This is a genomic window from Sphingomonas bacterium (assembly GCF_903643065.1).
Classification (GTDB): domain Bacteria; phylum Pseudomonadota; class Alphaproteobacteria; order Sphingomonadales; family Sphingomonadaceae; genus Sphingomonas.
Window position 1 is genome coordinate 1 of the sequence record NZ_CAHJWX010000351.1, and the last position, 3,253, is coordinate 3,253.

Genomic DNA, 3,253 nt, shown 5'->3' on the forward strand with positions numbered 1-3,253 from the left:
CCCCCGGCCCCTCCCGCGAGCGGGAGGGGAGAAGAGTCTACCGCCTCATGACTCGGAGTCCGCATGCGCGTCCTCCTCGGCCAGCGCCTGCTCCTCGGCCGGCGCGGGCTCTTCCTCAAACCAGTGCGCGCGCGCCGCCATGATGATCTCGTTGCCCTGCTCGTCGCTCAGCCCGAAGGCGCTGAGGATGCCGCCCTTGTTCTCCGGCCGGTCGGGCCGCTTGGGCGCGTCCTCGTTGCGCCGGCGCGGCTCGATGCGCTTCTTCTCGACCAGCTCGTCGGTCGCCAGGTCGGCCAGGTCGTCCAGCGTCAGGATCTTCGCCTTGCCCAGCGTCACCAGCATCGCCTCGGTCAGGTGCGGCAGCGCGGCCAGTTCATCCGACACGCCCAGCGCGGTGCGCGCCTCGCGATTGGCGGACTCGCGCCGGTCCAGCGCCTCCTGCGCGCGCGACTGAAGCTCGTCGACCAGATCCTCCAGCCCCTCGATCTGGCCCAGCTCGTCCGGCTCGACATAGGCGACCTCCTCCAGGCTGGTGAAGCCCTCGGCGACCAGCAGCTGCGCCAGCGTCTCGTCGACGTCCAGCTCGGTCTGGAAGGTCTCGGTGCGCTCGGTGAACTCCTTCTGCCGCTTGTCGCTCGCATCCTGCTCGGTCAGGATGTCGATCGCCTTGCCGGTCAGCTGGCTGGCGAGGCGCACGTTCTGCCCGCGCCGCCCGATCGCGAGGCTGAGCTGATCGTCGGGCACCACCACCTCGATCCGCTCCTCCTCCTCGTCGATCACGACGCGGCTGACGCTGGCGGGCTGGAGCGCGTTGACGACGAAGGTCGCGATGTCGGGGGACCAGGGAATGATGTCGATCTTCTCGCCCTGCATCTCCTGCACCACCGCCTGGACGCGGCTGCCCTTCATACCGACACAGGCGCCGACCGGGTCGATGCTCGAGTCGCGGCTGATCACCCCGATCTTGGCGCGGCTGCCCGGGTCGCGCGCGGCGGCCTGGATGGTGATGATGCCGTCATAGATTTCCGGCACCTCCTGCGCGAACAGCTTCTTCATGAAGTCCGGATGCGCGCGGGACAGGAAGATCTGCGGCCCCCGGTTCTCGCGCACCACCTTGAGGATGAGGCTGCGGATGCGGTCGTTGACGCGCACCACCTCGCGCGGGATCTGCTGGTCGCGGCGGATCACGCCCTCCGCGCGGCCCAGGTCGACCACCACATGGCCGAACTCGACGCGCTTGACGACGCCGGTGATGATCTCGCCGGCCCGGTCCTTATACTCCCCATATTGGCGCTCGCGCTCGGCATCGCGGACCTTCTGGAAGATGACCTGCTTGCTCGCCTGCGCCTGGATGCGGCCGAACTCGATCGGCGGCAGCGGATCGACCAGGAAGTCGCCGATCACCGCGCCCTGCTTCAGCTTCTGCGCGCCGGCGACGTCGACCTGCTTGTACAGGTCGTCGACCAGCTCCACCACCTCGACGACGCGCCACAGGCGCAGGTCGCCCGACTGCGCGTCGAGCTTGGCGCGGATGTCCATCTCGGCGCCATAGCGGTTCTTGGCGGCGCGCTGGATCGCGTCCTCCATCGCCTCGATGACAATGGCCTTGTCGATCATCTTCTCGGCCGCGACCGAATTGGCGATCGCGATCAGCTCGGCGCGGTTGGCGGTGACACCTTGGGAGGCGGGGGCGGCCATCAGTTCGGTTCCTCTGCTTCGATTTCGTCTTGTTCGTCGATCTCGTCGGCCCCCTCCAGGGAAAGGGGCCGGGTGGCGGCGATCAGCCGGTCGGTGATCAGCAGCTTCGCGTCGGCGATCTGCGACAGCGGCACCGTCATCGGCCCCGCGCCACGCACGTCGATCGAGACTTGCCAATCTCCATCGGCGCCATCGATCCCGATCAGGTCGCCGGTCAGTTGCTTGCGCGCCCCCAGCGGCTCGGCGAGCCGCAGCCGCGCCTCGTGCCCGGCCCAGTCGGTATAGTCGGCGAGCCGCGTCAACGGCCGGTCGATCCCGGGGCTGGACACCTCCAGCCGATATTCGTGCTCGATCGGATCGACGCCCTGCGCCTCCAGCTCGTCCAGCCGGTCGGAGATGCGCCGTGACAGCGCCGCGCAATCGTCGATCGTCAGCTGCCGCGTGTCCGGCCGCTCCGCCATCACCTGCAGCGTCGGGTCGGACCGGCCGCCGAACATCGCCACGCGCACCAGCGCGAAGCCGAGCGCGTCCGCCTCGGGTTCGATCAGCTGGGTCAACGCGGGCATGTCCGCCATCCGGGATCCTGGGATGCAGGGGAGCGGCGCCGCCGGGCGGACCCGGCAGCCTCTGTCACCTGACGATGTAGAGAACGCCACGTCGATAGGGCAGAACGCGCCATCGGGCAAGCGTCCCATGATCGGCCCTTCGTGAACGGAGGATCATGGGCAAGCGGGGACTGTCCTACATCCTCGGCCCGCGCTACGGCGCCGCCCTGTCGCCGCTCTTTCCTTCAAGCCTGCAATTGCACGGGCGGAAGGTCACGAATCCCACGTCCTTGGCGTGACCTTTCGCCGTCCAGGAGTCCATATGCGCCACCTGACCCTCGCCGCGCTCGCGCTCGCCGCCTGTTCGCACGCCCAGGTCCCCGCCGCCGCGCCCGAGTCGGTGCGCGGCAATCTGGCGCCGAGCCCGCCGGCCCCGTTCCGGATCGAGCGGCTGGAGCGCTTCAACGCGCCGTTCGCGATGGCCTTCCTGCCAAATGGCAGTCTGTTGGTGACCGAAAAGGGCGGGCACCTGAAATTGCGCGATCCGTCGGGGGAGATCGCCGACGTGACCGGCGTGCCGGCGGTTGCGGTAGGCGGGCAGGGCGGGTTGCTCGATATCGCGGTCGCGCCCGATTTCGCGGGGACCGGCGTCATCTACCTGTCCTATGCCGAGCCGCGCCCGACCGGGAGCAGCCTCGCGCTCGCGCGGGCTCGCCTCGCGGGCGATTGCGTGAGTCACCGCACGCCATGGTGTCGCTGGTCGCTGACCGACCTTCAGGTGATCTGGCGCGCCGGCTCCGACGGCAAGGGCGGCCAGTTCGGCGCCGCCATCGCCTTCGCGCCCGATGGCCGGTCGCTGTTCCTGTCCTCGGGCGAGCGCCAGCGTTTCACGCCCGCGCAGGACCCGGATCAGGCGCTGGGCAAGATCGTCCACCTCACGCTCGATGGAAAGCCCTGGCCCGGCAATCCGCAGGCGGGCAAGATCGGCGCGGCGAGCGTGGCGGTGATCG

General features: G+C 69.4%; 3 protein-coding genes. 1 reads left to right on the plus strand and 2 read right to left on the minus strand.

Annotated features, from left to right (window positions below; all coding sequences use genetic code 11):
- Positions 1 to 45 precede the first annotated feature (45 nt).
- Together nusA and rimP are read right to left on the minus strand one after the other, a co-directional pair.
- Positions 46 to 1,698: a transcription termination factor NusA gene (gene nusA, locus HUU95_RS11855; protein ID WP_174280297.1), complete on the minus strand. Its 1,653-nt coding sequence runs from the start codon at positions 1,696 to 1,698 to the stop codon at positions 46 to 48.
- Positions 1,698 to 2,273: a ribosome maturation protein RimP gene (gene rimP, locus HUU95_RS11860; protein WP_174280298.1), complete on the minus strand. Its 576-nt coding sequence runs from the start codon at positions 2,271 to 2,273 to the stop codon at positions 1,698 to 1,700. The genes nusA and rimP overlap by 1 nt, the downstream gene beginning before the upstream one ends.
- A 292-nt stretch (positions 2,274 to 2,565) precedes the next feature.
- On the opposite strand from rimP, the gene HUU95_RS11865 reads away from it, so the two are divergent.
- Positions 2,566 to 3,253, plus strand: a 688-nt coding sequence (locus HUU95_RS11865) for a PQQ-dependent sugar dehydrogenase (protein ID WP_174280299.1), incomplete at its 3' end; no start/stop codon positions are given.